Consider the following 14,451-nt stretch of genomic DNA (forward strand, 5'->3'; position numbering starts at 1 on the left):
AACAGCTCAGCGGTGAAGGTTTCAGAAACTTCTTGCAGGGCTATTTGGTGGCGGAGGTGGAGGTACGGGAGCGCAGGCCGGTTATGCGGCGGAACATGTCCCACCAGAAGGGGGCGCCGAAGAGGAGGGCCACCAGGGTGAGGAGGAAGCCCGGCCAGTGGCTGGGAGACCTCAGGCGATCCCACCAGTCACCGCCGGTCCAGGCCCAGGAGGGGCTGCCGGAGGCGGGGATGGTGGCGCTCACGGGGGCGTGACTGAAGATCTTGACGAAAGCGGGGGTGCTGAGGACCTCGGTCACGCAGGCATAGGTGTCCTGCTCGGGCGCGCACTGCTCCTTGAGGGGAGCCAGCGCCTGTTCCCCCTGATCCGCGAAGGCCGCGACCGCGCTGCGATAGGCGTTGTCGTTCAGCAGCGTCTTGCCGTACTCGAGGGCGTCCATGCTGAACAGCAGGGTGACGACCAGGCTGAGAATCCCCACCGCCCACCGGACGTACCGCCGGTAGAGCAACGTCAGCCGGGTCATCTCCCCGTCGAACCACGCCTCCATTCCCCTGCGGAACGCCTCCATGTCAACGGACGCGAGCCCCTGAGCACCCACGGCCACTGGGGCTTCTCCCTGGGCGGGTGCGGCGGGCTGAGCGGGGGCCGCCTGCGGCTGCGGCGGCAGGGTCCCGGCGTCCGGAAGGCTCGCTGGGGCTTCGGGTAGCGAGCCGCCGGACTTCTCCCAGACGGCGGCCATTGGCCGATACAGCGGGCTCTTGAGTGTCTGCAGGTCGCGGAGGAGCGGTTCCACCCCGCCGCGCTCGGTCGCGATCTCCAGCAGAGCCACCGAGAACCGCGACGGAGGGATCTCCGAGATGGTCGTCTTGCCCAGCTTGGACTCGTCGATCTCCTGAAGCCGTTCATGCAGCAGATCGGTGAGCGATTTTCCGTGGTCCCCGGAGTCCGCCTGCTCGGCCCCATGCGCCGGATCACTGATCGGCGCTTCTCCCCCGGCCAGCTCCCCCGCGGTGGGCTCGGACACTTCCGAGACGACCGTTCCGGACCCGCTTTCCGCGGCCTTCGCAGAGCCGGTCCCCGCTCTGGCGAATCCGACATCTGCCGGATCAACCCCCGCGGGCAACTGCTCCGGCACGAACACCGGCCGCTCATCGGTCGAGTCCGCCTCCCCGGTAGCCGAATCAGCGCTCTCCGGACTGCTCTCAGCGCCCGTCTCCCCGGTAGCCGTGCCTTCGGCGGGTGCGCCGATCGGTTCCGCTAGGGGGATGTTGGCGGGAAGTACGGAGTCGACCGGCTGGCCCGAAGCCACGGCCGTCTTGACCTCGGCGGCGATGACGGAATCGGGCGCCGCCGCAAGGGGCGGGCTGGTGACCGGCGCCGGATGCGGGCTGAACGCGGGACGTGGATCCTTGCCGAAGGGCAGCTTGGCGAAGACGCCCAGGAGGGTCGCGGGCAACCGGGAGCGCACGTTCTTGGGCGGCGGCAGCAGATCCGCCAGCGCACTGCGCAACCGGCGCCCCAGCCGCGACACCCCCTTCAACCTGGTGTCCAGCCACCCCAGCACGGCGGGCACCTTGTCGATGACCTCACCGCCGTCGAGGGTGTCCCGCAGGTACGCCCAAAGGAATTTGCTGCGAATGCCCAGCAACCGGACCAGGCCCTCGTTGAGCCCGCTGACCAGAAGCGACAGCAGCAGAAAAGCCAGCACAAGACCTATGGCAAGGTCGACATAATACGAGACCACAGAGATCACCCGGGTCGTTGATACACCGTCCCCGTAGCCGGCGCAACGAATTCGACAATTCACGCACTCATAAATCGCTCGAACTACTTAGAACGGTGTAAATCCCCACACCGCACATGAGCCAAGTGGTCAGTCCTCGTAGAAGACCCGCTCCACGACGGCCCGGGCGCGGCGGGTGACCCGGCGGTAGTCGTCGACGAAGTCCTCCGAGCCGTCCGGCGGGTAGCCGAGCGTACGGGAGATCAGCGCGCGCTCCTTGACCAGCCCGGGGATGCTGTCCGCGGCCCGTCCGCGGACCAGCATGATGGCGTCCCTGACCCGGGAGGCGAACCGCCAGGCCTCGGTGAGCATGGCCTCGTCCCCGTCGTCCAGCAGCCCTTCGGCGACGGCGGCCCGCAGCGTGGTCACCGTGGCCGTCGTCCGCAGGGCGGGCAGCCGCCCGGCGTGCCGGAGCTGGAGGAGCTGGGCCACCCACTCCACGTCGGCCAGCCCGCCCCGCCCCAGCTTGGTGTGCAGGGTGGGGTCGGCGCCGCGCGGCAGCCGTTCGGCCTCCATCCGGGCCTTGAGCTTGCGGATCTGGAGCACGGCCTCGGCGCCGATGCCGCCCTCCGGGTACCTGAGCGGGTCGATGAGCTCGACGAACTCGACGCCGAGTGCGTGGTCGCCGGCGCAGAACCGGGCGCGCAGCAGCGCCTGCGCCTCCCAGTGCGAGGACCAGCGCTCGTAGTAGGCCCGGTAGGAGGAGATGGTCCGCACCAGCGGCCCCTGCCGACCCTCCGGCCGGAGCCCGGCGTCCACCCCGAGGGGCGGGTCGGGGGCGGGCAGCGAGAGCAGCCGTCGCATCTCCTCGGCGACCGCGTGGGCGGCGTCGGTGGCGTCCTTCTCCTCGGCGCCGGGCAGCGGCGAGTGCACGAACATGACGTCGGCGTCGCTGCTGTAGGAGCATTCGAAGCCGCCGAGGCGGCCCATCGCGATGACCGCGATCCGGGTCGGGAACTCGCCCCGGCGTTCCGCCGAGACCTTGTTGATGGCCGCGTCCAGGGCGCCCTGGAGGGTGACGTCGTTGAGCGCCGACAGCGCCTGGCCGACCGTCTCGATGTCGATGTAACCGGCCAGGTCGGCGCAGGCCGTACGGAACAGCTCGCGGCGGCGCAGGCCGCGGATGGTGGCGACGGCGGTCTCGGCCTCCGGGCCGTGCCGGTTGACGGCGGCGGCGGCCTCGGCGAGCAGCGCCTCCACCGGGCGGACGGCCAGGTCGGTGGAGGAGCCGAGCATGGCCACCGCGTCGGGCGCGTGCAGCAGCAGGCCGGTGATGTAGCGGCTGGTGCCCAGGAGCTTGGCCAGCTGCTCGGCGACGGCGGTCTCGTCCCTGAGCAGGCGCAGATACCACGGGGTGGCGCCCAGCTTGTCGCTGATCTGGCGGAAGCCGAGCAGGCCGGCGTCCGGGTCGGGCGCGTTGGCGAACCAGCCGAGCATGACCGGCAGCAGGGTGCGCTGGATCGCGGCCCGGCGGGAGACGCCGCTGGTCAGCGCGCTGATGTGGCGGAGCGCGCCGGACGGGTCTGCGTACCCGAGCGCCTCCAGGCGGGCCTGGGCGGCGCTGGTGGACAGCCGGGTCTCCTCGGAGGGCAGCCGGGCGGCGGCCTGCAGCAGCGGGCGGTAGAAGAGCTTCTCGTGCAGCCGCCGTACCTCCAGGGCGTGCCGCTTCCAGGTGGTGGTGAACTGGCCGACGGGGTCGGCGGTCATGCCCAGGCCGCGCCCGATCCGGCGCAGGTCGGCGGTGTCGGAGGGCACCACGTGGGTGCGGCGCAGCCGGTGCAGCTGGATCAGGTGCTCCACCTGCCGCAGGAACGTGTACGCCTCGGCCAGCGCCTTGGCGTCCTCCCGGCCCACGTACCCGCCACGGGAGAGCGCGGCCAGCGCGGACAGGGTGGCCTTGCGCCGCAGCAGCGGGTCGGAGCGGCCGTGCACCAGTTGGAGCAGCTGCACCGCGAACTCGATGTCCCGCAGCCCGCCGGGGCCGAGCTTGATCTGGCGTTCCGCCTCGCTCGCCCGGACGTGCGCCTCCACCCGGCGGCGCATGGCCTGCACGTCCTCGACGAAGTTCTCCCTGGCGGCGGCCTGCCAGACCATGGCGTTGACGGCCTCCACGTACGCGCCGCCGAGTTCCAGGTCGCCGGCGACCGGGCGGGCCTTCAGCAGGGCCTGGAACTCCCAGGTCTTGGCCCAGCGGCGGTAGTAGGCGAGGTGGCTGTCGAGGGTGCGGACCAGCGGGCCCATCTTGCCCTCGGGGCGCAGGCCGGCGTCCACCTCCCAGAGGGCGCCTTCCGGGGTGCTGGTGGAGCAGGCCCGCATCATGGCCTGGGCCAGCCGGGTGGCCACGCGCAGCGCGTGGCTCTCCTCGACGCCGTCCTTCGGCTCGGCGACGAAGACCACGTCCACGTCGGAGATGTAGTTGAGCTCGCGGGCCCCGCACTTGCCCATGCCGATCACCGCCAGCCGCACGTCGCAGGCGTCGGCGACCTCGGCGCGGGCGATGGCCAGCGCGGCCTCCAGCGCGGCCCCGGCCAGCTCGGCCAGCTCGGCGGCGGTCTCGGCGAGCGTGGTCGCGCCGAGCACGTCCCGGCCCGCCAGGTGGAGCAGGCGACCCCGGTAGGCGGCGCGCAGCGCGTCCATGGCGGCGGGCACCGAGAGGGTGGCCACCGGCTCCGGGCGCATCGGGTCGGCGCCGACCGCGAAGAGCAGTTCGTCCCTGGCGGCCGGGCGGTCGTCGGGGTCGGCGGAGCGTACGTGGTCCGGGTGCCGGACCGCGTGGTCGCCGAGGGCGACGGAGAGGCCGAATACGGCGATCATGCGGCGGCGCAGCTCGGGGTCGGCGCGGAACGCGCCGAGCACGCTCGGATCGCGCTCGACCAGGCGGTTCAGCGAGATCAGCGCCAGGTCGGGATCGGCCGCGGCGAGCAGGTCCGCGAGCAGGTCGAGATCGCCGACCGCCTCGGGGCCGAGTTCGTCCAGCAGCCGTTCGGCCCTGGCACCGTCGGCGAAGCCGAGTCGGGCCAGGCGCCCGGCGGTGGTCTGCATCCGGGACGCGGCGTTCACCGCCCCTTCCTCTACCTCGATGTCCGCGACGTCAACTCGCACTAATCTTCCTTCTCGGAGAGGAACCACACCAACATGGCACGCCGCCCTCAGGGCTTCTCGTTAAGGCCATGTCGTTAACTTCGCACACGGTAACTCGCTGTCTTGTGCGCGTCGTTAGCGGTTTCTGTCCGTAATCAGGCCATCACGCGGTTTGGCCACGCACCCGAGTGGTGTACTCCACCACAACGGCGGCAAAAGCCTCCGCCAGCGGACGCCAATTTCTTTCGAACGCGCCTCGCGACGCCCCGACCTCGACGTTCAACTCATGAGTCGGATAATCCGTCAAACCCGTGGTCCACTCGGCGAAAATCTCCGGCGTGGCCTCCGGATGAAATTGCACCGCCCACGCGTTATCCCCCAGCCGATAAGCCTGATTAGGGTAAGGACTTCCGGTCGCCAGCGGCACGGCCTCCGGCGGCAGCCCGGTCATCACGTCGTAGTGGTACTGCACGGCCACCGGCCGCGCATCCGGCACGCCGCGCAGCAGCGGGTCCCCGGCCGCGGCCGGAAGCAGTTCCACGGTTCTCGCGCCGATCTCCAGACCGTGCTCCCCGCGGACCACCACGCCGCCACAGGCCAGGGTCATCAGCTGGGCCCCCAGGCAGATGCCCAGCACCGGTAAACGCTCCGCCACCGAGGCCCGGATCAGCTCGCGGGTCGCGGGCAGCCACGGGTACTCCGCGTCCTCCCAGGCGGCGGCCGCGCCACCGAGCACCAGCAGGCCGTCCCCCGCCCGCTCCGGCACGGCCTCCCCCAGGTACGGCCGGACGACGTCGAGCTCAAGCCCGGCCAGCCAGCCACCGAAGTACCCCAGCCCGGCCTCGGCCTCGTGCTCGATCACCACAACGCGCGCGCTCATGGTCCTGAGCATAGGGAACCCGCCCTTCCAGTCCCACGGCGCGTCCGGATATCGTCAAGGAAGATCGATCGCCAGGAGAACCTCGATGGAGTACGACGACGTCCCCGTGCCCGGCGGCGACCTGCGGATCGTGCGGTACGGCCAGGGCCCCCGCCTGATCATCGCGGTGCACGGGATCACCGCCTCGCTGATGGCCTGGCAGAAGATCGGCACCTCGCTCCCGCCCGGCTGGACCCTGGTCGCCATGGACCTGCGCGGCCGCGGCCACTCCGCCCACCTGCCCGGCCCGTACGGCCTGCGCCGCCACGCCGAGGACGTCGAGCGGGTGGCCGCCCACGTGGGCGCCGACGCCACCTCCGTGCTGACCGGCCACTCGATGGGCGCCTACGTGGCCGTCCTGCACGCCGCCGACCGCGAGTACGCCCGCACGGTGCTGATCGACGGCGGCCTGCCGCTGCCGGCCCCGCAGGGCATGTCCGCCGACACGGCGCTGGAGCTCAGCCTGGGCCCCGCCATCGCCCGCCTCAGCCAGAGGTTCGCCGACGAGGACGCGTACGTGGCGTTCTTCCGTGCCCATCCCGCGCTGGCCGACTGGTCGCCGGCGATCGAGGACTACGTGCGCTACGACGCGCTGCCGGTCGAGGGCGGGGTGCGTTCCCGGGTGCGCGAGGACGCGGTCCGGCAGGACGGCCGGGAGCTGCTCACCGAGGGCGAGGCCCTCGGGGCCGCGCTCGGCGCGAGCAGGTCCCCGCTGACGCTGCTGCGGGCGCCGCGCGGCCTGCTCAACCAGGAGACCGGCATGCTGCCCGACGAGCTGACCGCGGTCTGGACGGCGAAGGTGCCCGGCCTGCGGGACGAGCTGGTCCCGGACTGCAACCACTACACGATCGCCTTCGACGACCGCTGCGCCGCGCTGGTGGCCGAGCGCCTGACCTACCAGCCCTGATGGCCGAAAGCCCCCCAGAGGACCGGGTCGGTCAGGTCTGTGTCCGGCATTTCGGGCAACGGGCGGCGGTGGGGGTCGAGCATCCAGAGCTGGGCCCGGTGCAGCGCCTCGCCCGCGCGTCCTGACTCGTCGAGGAAGGTGTGGAAGGCGGCCAGCATGGCGGCGGCCCCCGGCTGGTCGGCGATCGCCCAGCGCGGGGCGACCACGGCGGCCGCGCCCCGGGCCATCAGCGCCGACGCGTACGTGCCCGCCTCGTCGTAGCCGGCGGGACCGGGGTCGCAGGTGGCGAGCACGGCGAGGGCGCCCGGCGGCCACGTGGCACGGGCCTCCGGATCGGTGACCACGACCGGGTCTCCGGCCCGGCCCACGGCGGCGATGAACTCCGACGCCGATGCCGCGTAGGAGAACCGGGCCAGCTCGCAGGCGTACCTGCCGCCGATTCGGGCCGCATGCCACGGCACCCGCCCCAACGACCCCCATGGCACGACGACGAGCGAGATCTCCTGATCGGCCTTCCGCTGCGGGGTGATCGCGGCGAGCAGTGGAGCCACCACCGACCCCGCCCAGCCGCACAGCTCCCCGAACGCCTTCCGCCACTCCCCGCCGGAGGCCGCCAGGTACGCCGCCAGCCGCACGTCGGGCGCGGGCAACGTGGGCAGGCTCACGCCCCCGTTCGGGCGCACCACGACGGTCTGCCCGGTGGGGGTCAGATAGACGAACGCGTCCGCCCCGGCCGTCCGGAGCGCGGTGGCGATCTCGTGCGTGGTGGGCGGCGAAAGCAGCGGCACGGACGGGGCGCCGAGGTGACGGAGGAGGCGATGGGGCAGGGCGGGCGAGAAGCTCCGGTAGGTGACCAGCGCGGTCAGGTCATGCTCACGGTCGGGGGCCGGGGCGTGGTCCCGCACGGTCGCCCACTCGGTCGCCAGGTTGTCCTCCCCGGCGGCTGTGAGCACGTCCAGGACGTCCAGCGTGGAGGTGGCCTGGTGCAGGAGCAGTCCGCGCCCGAGTTCCAGCGCCTCCACCGCGCGCTCCGGCAGCCCGTCGTCCAGCGCCCAGCCCGCGATCTCCAGGGCCTCGGCGGCGAGCAGCCGCGCCACCACCCGGGAGCGCCCGGTGCCGCTCAGTAGCAGCACCTGCCCGGCCCGCTCGCGCAGCGCCGCCAGCCCCGTCCGTACGGCTTTCGCCGCGTGCCCGCGCTGCCGGTGGGCCAGGGCGAGCCAGCCGAGCGCGGCCCCGGCGAACGGGTGCGCGGGCTGCCCGGAGAGCTCGTCGGCGACGCTCTCCAGATGCCCGATCGCCTCGTCCAGGTCCCGGCGCCGCCCGCTGATCCCGGCGCGGCGGGCCAGCCCCAGGCCCAGGATCAGCTCGGCCGGGGAGAACCCGGACAGCGACGGAGTGCGCAGCGCGACCCGGAGCAGGTCGAGCCCGTGGTCGAGGTCGGTGAGCGACTCGGCGCGCAGCCCGCGCTCCACGGACCCGATGGCCTCCCGCTCCAGCCGCAGCCGCCGCTGTCCCGCCGCGCGGCTGCCCACCAGCACCGCGGCCACCGCGGGCCGGAGCCGGTGGCCTTCCGGCAGCTCGGAGACGGCGCGTTCCAGCCGGGCGATCTGGTCCTCGGCGTCGTCGGTGGGCTCGATGACCGGCCAGCCGATGCGGCCGAGGGCGTGCCGTACCGCGACCAGGGCCGCCCGCTTCGCGTCGTCCGGGGACAGGGCGGCGACGGCGGCGTCCAGCCGGCGGTAGGACTCCGTCGCGGGCGCCGACTGGGCGCCGCCGGCCAGCATGGCCAGGTTGAGCAGGGTGACCGCGTCCGCCCGCCGGGGATCCAGCAGCACCGCCTCGGTGAGGTGCTCGATGGCCTCCCCGACGTACGCGTCGACCAGCGGCGTCATCCGCTCCACCAGCCCGTACGCCATCGGGTCGGCGGCGCGGAAGACCACCGGCAGGGACAGGTTGAGCAGCGCGTCGGCGAAGCGCAGGTGACAGTCGGCCCGCGGCTCGCCGCCGGCCAGCGCCGTCCTCAGATATCGAATGGATCGTTCCAGGTCGGCAGGGGTCTCGGTGTTCTCGAACCGGATGAAGAGCAGTTCCCCGAGCGCCCAGAGCCGCCGCCCGGCGAGCCCGTCCGCCTCGGCCCGTTCGTACGCGCCGATGGCCGCGTCCAGGTCGGCGAGCCGGCCGGTGGCTTCGAACCGGGCACGGTGGAACGTCGCACTCAAATAGCTGTATTCCGGTGTACGGTTCCGCTGGAGCAGGAATTCCGTGTGGTCGATTCCCTCGTTTATGACGTCCGTTATGGCATCCGCCGGCAGGCCGGACTTTCCCCGCCGATCCACCTGCTCGGCCAGCAGAAATGCCAGGTCACGGCGGTGACCCGCCTCCCATTCCGTGCCGATGACCTGGGGCAACCTGGCGCGGCCCGCGGCGACCCGTGCCTCGATGCCAATGCCCTCGTCCATGCCGCCACCTATAGTCAGCAGAGTCAGCATTTTCCGCCCCTATACTCCAATGTTTATCTGATATAAGTCCTCATGTCGTCGGATTCCAGCAAATGAGGCGAGGATGGCGGACCTTGATGATTTCCACCAGACCGTCAACCGGCTACTCACCACGGACAACGATCCCCCGACGGCCACCTGCGACTGGTGGCTGACCCCGATCGCCTGTCTGGGCGCCCGGCCGGTGGACCTGCTCACCCGCCCCTGCGAACGGGACCTCATCCACGCCACCCGCACCCTCATCGAGGCGGTCTGACCCCCATCGGCCAGGCGACCGGCTCGGCGGGCCCTCGGGCACGTACCACCAGAAACGTGGGTAACTAAAACTGACCAACCTGCTATATGTCACTAATCGGGACTTATATTGCGTCCGGTTGGAAAATTGCTGACACTTGCTCGTGGCGTCCACTCCAGCAAAGGATCAGGGCCGGCATGCTGCCAGAGCACGACCTGGAAGACAGCTTGCGACCAGGGCTCCCTCAGGAGCCGGATCAGCCACCCCCGGACGCCGGCGCCCTCGACCGGCTGGCCGGGCAGATCGCCAGGGAGCACGAACGCGCCGCGCACCGTGAACTGATCATCGACCGGCTGCACGCCGAGAACCAGGAGCTCCGCCGCGGCCTGCTGCACGAGGCCATGACCCCGGTCAGGAGCGGCCTCTACCGCCTGTACGACACCGTCCGCCGCGAGGCGGCCAGGCTGGACGGCGACGGCGGACAGGGCCACCTCGCCCCCCTGCTGGACGCGATCGCCGAGGAGGTGGCCGAGGTGCTGGCCAGGACCGGCGCCGAACGCCTGGAGGTCGGCCCCGGCGACCGGTACGACCCGGCCCTGCACCGCCCGGTCCGTACCGAACCGGGCCCCGAGGGCGTGATCACCGCGGTCCTCCAGGACGGCTTCCGCCTGGCCGAGCAGGACCGGATCCTTCGTAAGGCCCAGGTGGCCGTGGGCAGGGACAGAACAGAGGAGAGCGACTGATGGCTGTCTACGGCATCGACCTGGGCACCACCTACTCCTGCATCGCCAGCGTCGACGAGGTGAGCCGCCCGACGGTGCACCGCAACCAGGAGGACACCGACACCACCCCCTCAGTGGTCTTCTTCGAGACGCCCGACAACGTGGTGGTCGGCCAGACGGCCAAGGACAGCGCCGTCATCGAGCCCGACCTGGTGGTGAGCCGGATCAAGCGCGACATGGGCCACGAGGTGACCCGGACCATGCACGGCCGGCCGTACACCCCGGAGGAGATCTCCGCGTTCGTGCTGCGCAAGCTGGCCGCCGACGCCCAGACGGCCACCGGCCAGGAGGTGACGGACGTGGTGATCACCGTCCCGGCCTACTTCGGCGCGGCCGAGCGGGACGCCACCCGCAAGGCCGGGCGGATCGCCGGGCTGAACGTGATCGACATCATCTCCGAGCCGATCGCCGCGGCCATCACCTACGGCGTGCTCAACCCCGACAGGGACGCCCGCATCCTCGTGTACGACCTGGGCGGCGGCACCTTCGACACCACGGTGATCGTGCTGCGCGGCGGGGACATCGAGGTGGTCTGCACCGACGGCGACCACGAGCTGGGCGGCGCCGACTGGGACGACCGGCTGGTGGAGCACCTGGCCGAGCGGTTCCGCCAGGAGCATCCGGACGTCGGGGACCCGCTGGAGGACCGGCAGACCGAGCAGCAGCTGCGCCGGGACGCCGAGGAGCTGAAGAAGACGCTCACCACCCGGACCCGGCACGTGGTCCGGGTGATGCACGAGGGCCGGGTGGCCAAGGCGGAGGTGACCAGGACCGACTTCGAGGCGCTCACCCGCGACCTGCTCGACCGCACCGTCGACATCACCCGCAAGACCCTCCAGGTGGCCAGGGCCAAGGGCGTGGACGGGTTCGACCACCTGGTGCTGGTGGGCGGCTCGGCCAAGATGCCGGCGGTGACCGAGGCGCTGGGCAAGGAGCTGGGGGTGACCCCCCGGCTCCAGGACCCCGACCTGGCGGTGGCCAAGGGCGCCGCGCTGTACGCCTTCGAGGAGACCTACCGCCGCCTGCTCAGCGCGGGCGACCGGGAGACCGCCGAGGAGATGGCGGCCAGGGCGGGCCTCTCGGACGGCGAGCGGCGGCAGATCGCCGGGCGCACCATCCGCACGGTGGCCTCCCGGGCGTTCGGCATCAAGGCGACCGCCAGCAACACCCGCCGCGAGTACGTGGCCCACCTGGTGCAGGCCAACGACGCGCTGCCGATCGAGGTCACCGAGGGCTTCGCCACCCTGGACGACTTCCAGACCCGGGTCTCCATCGAGGTGATGGAGCAGGCGGGCGCGGTCGCCTCGGAGGAACTGGCCGACAACAACCTCATCGCCGAGGGCGACCTGCGCATCCCGCCGGGCAAACCGGCCGGGTTCCCGATCGAGGTCACCTTCGCGCTGGACGCCTCCGGCCTGCTGCACGTCACCGCCAGGGAGGACGAGACCGGGGAGCGCCTGGAGCTGAACGTGCGGATCGGCGGCATGTCCGAGGAGGAAGTGGCGGAGTCGCGGGCGGCGCTGGCCCGCGTACAGGTGAGCTGATGCCCTCCCTGCCGCCCTTCGACGAGGAGGGCTACGTCAGGGAGGTGCTCGACCCCGCCCGCCAGGCGGGCGCGCCCCCGGAGGACCTGCGGGCGCGCTACCGGCTCCACCCGGACATGGCCCCGGCCGAGGTGGCGGAGACGGTCCGGCTGGTCCGGCACTGCTGGCGGCGCCAGCGGCAGCTGCTGAAGTACCGGAAGCTGGTGGACCGGCTGGAGGCCGACCACGCCGGCTACGCGCCGATCTTCGAGGCGGCGGCGGCCGGGGACACCGGGCCGCTGCTGGCGGCCTTGCGGCAGGCCGGGGAGCGGGACCGGCGACGGGTGGCGCAGGCGCGGCAGCGGCTGGACGACGCGGCGGGGTGGCTGCGGCTGCTGGCCCCCGACGTGCTGGCGGGCATCGCCCGCTCGGCGGGGGTGGACCAGCGGGAGGCCGCCGAACTGGCCGCCGGTCTCGGCATCGAGGTGCGGGAGCCCGACCAGCTCCCCGAAATGCCGCCCTACCCGGGGTACGGCCGGGCCAGGGAGGCGCTGGACACGCTGCGCAAGCGGCATCTGGCGGAGTTCCTGGAGGAGGACCGGGTCAGCCTGTTCGGGCCGATGCCGGAGCTGGCGGAGCGGGTCAGGGACGTGGAGGCCGACTGGCAGCGCCGTACCCGGGGGCCGTGGACGATCTCGGCGGACACCGTGCTGGCCGCGCTGCGCGGCGCCGGGGACCCGGCCGAACTGGTCCGCTACGACCTGGTGGCCCGGTTGCGGGAGCGGGTGCGCGAGCACCCGTCGGACGAGACGCTCTACCGGCACGCGACGGCCGAGCTGGGGCTGACCCAGCAGGACGCGCGGCGGGCGGTGTTCGCGGTGCGCCGGGAGGGCGGCGGGCCGAGCGGGCCCAGGGCCAGGCTGCGCGAACTGGTGGACGCGGGCGAGATCCAGGCGGCGGCCGACCTGGCCGCCACCCTGCCGCCGGGCGACGAACTGGCCGCCGAGATCGCGGCCCGGCTCGCGGCCGCGGTCCGGCTCCGGGACCAGGCGCTGACCGCGACCGACCCGGACGAGGCCTGGCTGCTGCTGGCGGACGCGCTGCGCCGGGTGCCCGACCTGCCGGGCGCGGCGGGGCTGCTGGCCCGGCTGGCCCCGCATCCGGCCCGCGAGGTGCGCGCCGAGGCCAGGGACGCCACGGTGACCGTCACCTGGCGGCCCTCCCCCTCCAGGGCGGGCGAGATCGACTACGAGGTGCGCAGGGACGGCGTCCCGTTCCCGGTGGCCGAGGCCGGTCCCGGCCGGGCCGTGGACGGCGCGCCCCCGGTCAACGTGCCGGTCCGCTACACCGTGCTGGCCCGCCGCGGCGAGGCCACCGCCGCCCCGGCCGCCGCCGAACCCCTGACGGTACGGCCCGAGCCCCGCGACCTGCGCCTGACGGCCGGGGACGGGGTGGTCACCGGCCGCTGGACCACCCCGCCGGAGGCGATCGGCGTGGTGGTGCTCCGCGACGGCGTCCCGGTGCCGGTGGAGGGCTCGGGGTTCCGCGACCGGAACGTCCGCAACGGCACCGGCCACCGCTACCTGGTCTACGCGGTCTACCCGACCCCGGATGGCAGCGGGGTGAGCACCCCCGGCCTGCACCGCACGGTCACCCCGATGGCCCGCCCGGAGCCGGTGCCCGAGCTAACCGTCTCCCCCGCCCCGGACGGCCGCCTGCTGCTGCGCTGCGCCGAGCCGCGCACCGGGCTGCTGGAGTTCCGCCTGCTGCCCGGGCCCCCGCCGTGGCCGCCGGGCACCACGCTGTCGCCGGTCGAGGCGCGCGGGGTGGGGCGGGCGCTGGCGGCCACGCCGGTGCCCGAGGGCCACCTGATCCGGCCGGAGACCGGGGTGGTGCTGGCGCTGACCGTCTCCGGGGAGCTGGTCACGGTCGGCGCGCACCGCCAGTACGTGCACCTGACCGCCCCGGCGGTGACCGCGGAACGCCGGGGGCCCGCCGTGCTGGTCGGCCTGGACTGGCCCGCCGAGGTGCCCGAGGTGGAGGTCGGCTGGGGCGCCGGACGGCTGCTGGTGACGGCCGCCGCCTACCGCGCCCAGGGCGGCATCCGGCTGGACCTGCCCGAGGACGAGCCGGTCACCGTGGAGGTGGTGCCCACCGCGCTGGTACACGGCGAACGCCTGCGCGGCCCGGCCGTCACCGCCCACGTCCCGGCCGTCCAGCCGGTCAGGTACGACCTGCGCACCGAGGGCCCGGTCTGGAAACGCGCCCTGCTGGTGGAGGTGACGGCGGACCGGCCCGCCCGGCTGGCCCGGCTCACCCTGGTGCTCAAACCGGGCCCGATCCAGCCGCTCACCGCCGACGACGGCCGGGTGCTGGGCGAGTGGACCGAGCTCACCACCCCGGTACGGCTCTCGCTGCCCGTGCCCAAGCAGGCCAGGCCGTACTGGCTGCGCTGTTTCGCCGAGGGCGACGTCACCCTGCTCGACCCGCCGGTCCGCCGCATGAAGATGGGGTAAACCTTGATCACCTGCCCGTACTGCTTCGCCCGCCTCGCCGAGAGCCGTGTCGCCTTCCGGTGCTCGGGCGGGCGGGGCGGGTGCGCGCCGCGGGCGGACGAGGTGCTCGGCCGGTTCCGCGGCGGCCTGCCGCCCGAACTGCCGCCGGTCTTCTCGGTGAAGCGACCGGGGCGCCGGGCGGGCTGCCCGGAGTGCGGGCAGGGGGCC

The 14,451-nt window shown here is 73.0% G+C and carries 9 protein-coding genes and 1 pseudogene; 6 read left to right on the top strand and 4 right to left on the bottom strand.

The window, feature by feature from the left end:
- Nucleotides 1–40 precede the first annotated feature (40 nt).
- From KIP79_RS40365 to KIP79_RS40375, 3 genes are all read right to left on the bottom strand, one after another.
- The gene (locus tag KIP79_RS40365; protein WP_214110321.1) at nucleotides 41–1,708 is read right to left on the bottom strand and encodes a hypothetical protein; all 1,668 of its coding nucleotides are present in this window, start codon (nucleotides 1,706–1,708) and stop codon (nucleotides 41–43) included.
- 165 nt (nucleotides 1,709–1,873) lie between these two features.
- Nucleotides 1,874–4,825, bottom strand: a complete 2,952-nt coding sequence (locus KIP79_RS40370; protein ID WP_214110320.1) for a bifunctional [glutamine synthetase] adenylyltransferase/[glutamine synthetase]-adenylyl-L-tyrosine phosphorylase — start codon at nucleotides 4,823–4,825, stop codon at nucleotides 1,874–1,876.
- Between the two features lie 202 nt (nucleotides 4,826–5,027).
- Nucleotides 5,028–5,744 (bottom strand): type 1 glutamine amidotransferase, encoded by a 717-nt coding sequence (locus tag KIP79_RS40375; RefSeq protein WP_214110310.1) that lies wholly within the window; start codon nucleotides 5,742–5,744, stop codon nucleotides 5,028–5,030.
- 85 nt (nucleotides 5,745–5,829) lie between these two features.
- On the opposite strand from KIP79_RS40375, the gene KIP79_RS40380 reads away from it, so the two are divergent.
- Nucleotides 5,830–6,690 carry an alpha/beta hydrolase gene (locus KIP79_RS40380; protein WP_214110311.1) on the top strand — a complete coding sequence of 287 codons (861 nt, stop codon included), beginning with the start codon at nucleotides 5,830–5,832 and terminating at the stop codon, nucleotides 6,688–6,690.
- Here KIP79_RS40380 and KIP79_RS40385 read toward each other — a convergent pair.
- A complete protein-coding gene (locus KIP79_RS40385; RefSeq protein ID WP_214110312.1) occupies nucleotides 6,678–9,149 on the bottom strand; it encodes a CHAT domain-containing protein in 2,472 nt (823 codons plus the stop codon). The two genes, KIP79_RS40380 and KIP79_RS40385, sit on opposite strands and share 13 nt — an antisense overlap.
- A gap of 103 nt (nucleotides 9,150–9,252) precedes the next feature.
- On the opposite strand from KIP79_RS40385, the gene KIP79_RS40390 reads away from it, so the two are divergent.
- The 5 genes and pseudogenes from KIP79_RS40390 to KIP79_RS40410 form a co-directional block, all read left to right on the top strand.
- On the top strand, nucleotides 9,253–9,444 hold the full coding sequence (locus KIP79_RS40390; RefSeq protein ID WP_214110313.1) for a hypothetical protein: 192 nt from the start codon (nucleotides 9,253–9,255) through the stop codon (nucleotides 9,442–9,444).
- Nucleotides 9,445–9,620: 176 nt separating this feature from the next.
- Complete coding sequence (locus KIP79_RS40395; protein ID WP_214110314.1) at nucleotides 9,621–10,166, top strand: nucleotide exchange factor GrpE; 546 nt, start codon at nucleotides 9,621–9,623, stop codon at nucleotides 10,164–10,166.
- Nucleotides 10,166–11,749, top strand: a complete 1,584-nt coding sequence (locus KIP79_RS40400; RefSeq protein WP_214110315.1) for an Hsp70 family protein — start codon at nucleotides 10,166–10,168, stop codon at nucleotides 11,747–11,749. The genes KIP79_RS40395 and KIP79_RS40400 overlap by 1 nt, the downstream gene beginning before the upstream one ends.
- A complete protein-coding gene (locus tag KIP79_RS49060) occupies nucleotides 11,749–14,244 on the top strand; it encodes a hypothetical protein (protein ID WP_214110316.1) in 2,496 nt (831 codons plus the stop codon). Before KIP79_RS40400 ends, KIP79_RS49060 begins: the two co-directional genes overlap by 1 nt.
- 3 nt (nucleotides 14,245–14,247) lie before the next feature.
- A pseudogene (locus KIP79_RS40410) lies at nucleotides 14,248–14,451 on the top strand (TRAFAC clade GTPase domain-containing protein); the annotation flags it as partial.

The organism is Acrocarpospora catenulata, assembly GCF_018476525.1.
Lineage (GTDB): Bacteria > Actinomycetota > Actinomycetes > Streptosporangiales > Streptosporangiaceae > Acrocarpospora > Acrocarpospora catenulata.

Coding starts and splice junctions, on each gene's coding strand:
- KIP79_RS40370 (WP_214110320.1), bottom strand. CDS start 4,825: ATGCAGACCACCGCCGGGCGCCTGGCCCGACTCGGCTTCGCCGACGGT.
- KIP79_RS40375 (WP_214110310.1), bottom strand. CDS start 5,744: ATGAGCGCGCGCGTTGTGGTGATCGAGCACGAGGCCGAGGCCGGGCTG.
- KIP79_RS40380 (WP_214110311.1), top strand. CDS start 5,830: ATGGAGTACGACGACGTCCCCGTGCCCGGCGGCGACCTGCGGATCGTG.
- KIP79_RS40385 (WP_214110312.1), bottom strand. CDS start 9,149: ATGGACGAGGGCATTGGCATCGAGGCACGGGTCGCCGCGGGCCGCGCC.
- KIP79_RS40390 (WP_214110313.1), top strand. CDS start 9,253: ATGGCGGACCTTGATGATTTCCACCAGACCGTCAACCGGCTACTCACC.
- KIP79_RS40395 (WP_214110314.1), top strand. CDS start 9,621: ATGCTGCCAGAGCACGACCTGGAAGACAGCTTGCGACCAGGGCTCCCT.
- KIP79_RS40400 (WP_214110315.1), top strand. CDS start 10,166: ATGGCTGTCTACGGCATCGACCTGGGCACCACCTACTCCTGCATCGCC.
- KIP79_RS49060 (WP_214110316.1), top strand. CDS start 11,749: ATGCCCTCCCTGCCGCCCTTCGACGAGGAGGGCTACGTCAGGGAGGTG.